Raw genomic sequence first — 2509 nt, 5'->3', positions numbered from 1 at the left:
CCCACCGGCTCCACCTGTTGTGGCTGAACCACCCCCGGCCGCGCCGCCGTCCCCTCCTGCTCCGGCTCCCGCCCCCGAACCCCCGGCCCGCGCCGAAGCGCCGGCCCGCCAGCCGCCGCCGGCGCCCGCGCGCCAGGCCGCCGCCCCGGCCGCCGACACCCGCTTCCATCCGGCCGACGAACTCACGCAGCTGCCGGTTCCGCAAGGCGATCCCGACCTGCGCGGCATCGCGCCGCAGCTCGTCGCCCGCCGGCTGCAGCTGGAACTCTGGATCGATGCGGCCGGCACGGTGCAGAAGGCCGCGGTGGCGCGCAACGAAGTCAGCGACGAACTCGCAGCCCGCCTGGAACAGGCGGTCGCGCAGGTTCGCTTCCAGCCCGCCCGGCAGCAGGACCGGCCGGCCGCCGCGGCCGTGCGCACGCTCCTGTGCTTCGATGATGCGGGCCTGCTGGAGACCAGCGCCGACGAGTGCTGGAAGCCGCAACCGAAAGAGGGAAGATGAACCGCGCGCGTGGTTGCTGCATCACCGGGACGTGATGCATTCCTTGCTGGGCGCGGCGGCACGGGCGGCCTACCGTGCGGCCCATGCATCCCGCCGCACCCTTCTTCCAACGCGGGGCCACGCTCATCGAGCTGATGGCCGCCCTGGCGATCGTCGCCGTCCTGCTGGCTGCCGGTGCGCCGGGGCTCGGCGAGTTCGTGGAAGGTGCGCGGCTTTCCGGTGCCGCCAGCGAGCTGCTTGCCGACCTGCACCTCGCCCGGGCCGAGGCGCTGCGCCGCAACCGGCGCGTCACCCTGTGCAAGTCGCTCGACGGCGAGCAGTGCACTGCCAACGGCGCGTGGGACCAGGGCTGGATCGTCTACCACGACGAGAACGGCAACGGCGCGCTCGACGAAGGCGAGGAGGTGCTCGCCCGCCACGCGGCCCTGGCCTGGAGCCTGCGGCTCACGGGCAACCAGCCGGTGGCCAGGTACATCTCCTATACGCCGCTGGGCGCTTCCAGGCTGGCCGGCGGCGGCTTCCAGGCCGGCACGCTCACCCTCTGCCGGCGCTCGGGCGCGCCGACGGTGGCGCGCCAGGTGATCCTCAATTCCTTCGGCCGGCCGCGGGTGCAGCGGGCGCCGGTGGCCAGCTGTTCGTGACGGCTACTTCCGGATCTCGTCGACCACGGTCTTGAACTCGTCCACGTCCTCGAAGCTGCGGTACACGCTGGCGAAGCGCACGTAGGCCACCTTGTCCAGCTTCTTCAGCTCGCGCATCACGAGCTCGCCGATGCGCGAACTGGGAATCTCGCGCACGCCGAGGTTCAGCAGCTTTTCCTCGATCCGCTCGACGGCGTTGTCGATCTGCTCGGTGCTCACCGGGCGCTTGCGCAGCGCCAGCTTGAAGGAACCGAGCAGCTTGCCGCGCTCGTATTCGATGCGGCGGCCGTCCTTCTTCACCACCGCGGGGAAGCTCACGTCCGGCCGCTCGTAGGTGGTGAAGCGCTTCTCGCAGTGGGCGCACTGGCGCCGGCGGCGGATGAAGTCGCCGTCCTCCGCCATGCGCGTCTCCACCACCTGGGTGTCGGCGTGGCCGCAGAACGGGCACTTCATGAGTCAGCTTACTTGTAGACCGGGAAGCGGCGCGTGAGGGCGTTCACCTGCTCGCGCACGCGCTCGATGTTGGCGGGGTCGCGCGGGTGGTCCAGCACGTCGGCCACCAGGTTGGCCGTGAGGCGCGCTTCCTCTTCCTTGAAGCCGCGGGTGGTCATGGCCGGCGTGCCCACGCGCAGGCCGCTGGTGACCATCGGCTTCTCGGGATCGTTGGGGATCGCGTTCTTGTTGATGGTGATGTGGGCCTGGCCCAGCACCGCCTCGGCTTCCTTGCCGGTGATGCCCTTGGCGCGCAGGTCGATCAGCATCACGTGGCTCTGGGTGCCGCCGCTGACGATGCGCAGGCCGCGTGCGGCCAGCGTCTCGGCCACCACCTGGGCGTTGCGCACCACCTGCTGCTGGTAGGCCTTGAACTCGGGCGACAGCGCCTCCTTGAAGGCGACCGCCTTGGCGGCGATCACGTGCATCAGCGGGCCGCCCTGCAGGCCGGGGAAGATCGCGCTGTTGATCGCCTTCTCGTGCTGCGCCTTCATCAGGATGAAGCCGCCGCGCGGCCCGCGCAGGCTCTTGTGGGTGGTGGAGGTCACCACGTCCGCGTGCGGCACGGGGTTGGGGTAGACGCCCGCGGCGATCAGGCCGGCGTAGTGGGCCATGTCGACCATGAAGATGGCGCCGACGTCCTTCGCCACCTTGGCGAACCGCTCGAAGTCGATGTGCAGCGAGTAGGCGGAGGCGCCGGCGATGATCAGCTTCGGCTTGTGCTCGTGCGCCTTGCGCTCCATCGCGTCGTAGTCGATCGCTTCTTCCTTGTTCAGGCCGTAGCTCACCACGTTGAACCACGTGCCGCTCATGTTCAGCGGCATGCCGTGGGTGAGGTGGCCGCCCTCGGCCAGGCTCATGCCCATGATGGTGT

General features: G+C 70.3%; 4 protein-coding genes. 2 read left to right on the top strand and 2 right to left on the bottom strand.

Going from position 1 to position 2509, the window contains the following annotated elements:
• The coding region (locus VFM98_RS08935; RefSeq protein ID WP_325109568.1) for a hypothetical protein at positions 1-502 on the top strand (502 nt) is incomplete at its 5' end.
• 83 nt (positions 503-585) lie between these two features.
• On the top strand, positions 586-1143 hold the full coding sequence (locus tag VFM98_RS08930) for a GspH/FimT family pseudopilin (protein ID WP_325109567.1): 558 nt from the start codon (positions 586-588) through the stop codon (positions 1141-1143).
• Between the two features lie 3 nt (positions 1144-1146).
• Here the strand turns inward: VFM98_RS08930 and nrdR are convergent, their stop codons facing one another.
• Both nrdR and glyA read right to left on the bottom strand, forming a co-directional pair.
• A complete protein-coding gene (gene nrdR / locus VFM98_RS08925; RefSeq protein WP_325109566.1) occupies positions 1147-1596 on the bottom strand; it encodes a transcriptional regulator NrdR in 450 nt (149 codons plus the stop codon).
• 8 nt (positions 1597-1604) lie between these two features.
• A partial coding sequence (gene glyA / locus VFM98_RS08920) for a serine hydroxymethyltransferase (protein WP_325109565.1) occupies positions 1605-2509 on the bottom strand: 905 nt, incomplete at its 5' end.

Source organism: Ramlibacter sp. (assembly GCF_035706265.1).
Taxonomy (GTDB): domain Bacteria; phylum Pseudomonadota; class Gammaproteobacteria; order Burkholderiales; family Burkholderiaceae_C; genus Ramlibacter.
This window is presented reverse-complemented; position numbering and strand designations above follow the sequence as displayed.